The following is a 755-nucleotide window of genomic DNA, read 5'->3' as shown; positions in this document are numbered from 1 at the left end:
AGCTTGAGTAGCTACACTGATACCAGCAATACTTAAAGCAGCTGTTCCCATGTTGCCAATTGTCACTGACAATGTTTGAGAAGCATTCGCACCAATATGAATCAGCTTACCAGAAAACGTTCCATCAAGTAGCTTTTGTGTGTTAAACTCTGTATCTGTAGAGATACGGTTAATTTCAGAGATTAAAGCTGTCACCTCTTTTTGAAGCTCAGCACGGTCTTCGTTCGTATTCGTATCGTTCGCTGATTGTACAGCTAGCTCACGCATACGTTGTAGGATGGAGTGAGTTTCGTTTAACGCACCCTCTGCTGTTTGGATTAAAGAAATTCCATCTTGCGCGTTCTTTGTTGCCATGTTTAATCCACGGATCTGTCCACGCATTTTTTCAGAGATCGCAAGCCCTGCTGCGTCATCTCCTGCACGGTTAATACGTAATCCTGATGATAATTTCTCTAATGATTTTCCTACTTGTCCTGTGTTCGATGTTAATGCCTTGTGCGCATTTAACGCCATAATGTTGTTATTAATTCTCATGTTTTTCTTCCTCCTTGAGTTTGTGATCTCCACTTCCTTGTGGAGAGAAGTTCAACGAAAGCTGGCCGGCTTTGCTGAACCACTTCTACTATTTATATCGTCAGAAATTTACTCTCCTTTAATACTCCAAGAAAAAAAGATAGCCTGAGAGAGGCTACCTTTTTGGAACATCATATTGTCTACTTTAGACCTATAAAATCTAAGACCTAAAATTAACGAAG

1 protein-coding gene is annotated in these 755 nt (G+C 40.4%); it reads right to left on the bottom strand.

Annotated features, from left to right (window positions below):
- Window positions 1-534, bottom strand: a 534-nt coding sequence (locus JCM10596_RS22880) for a flagellin N-terminal helical domain-containing protein (RefSeq protein ID WP_025029060.1), incomplete at its 3' end; no start/stop codon positions are given.
- Between the last annotated feature and the right edge of the window lie 221 nt (window positions 535-755).

Origin of the sequence: Caldalkalibacillus mannanilyticus JCM 10596, assembly GCF_000615945.1 — a bacterium.
GTDB classification, from domain to species: domain Bacteria; phylum Bacillota; class Bacilli; order Caldalkalibacillales; family JCM-10596; genus Bacillus_AT; species Bacillus_AT mannanilyticus.
Note: the sequence above shows the minus strand (reverse complement) of the source record. Positions and strands in the feature narration are given on the sequence as shown.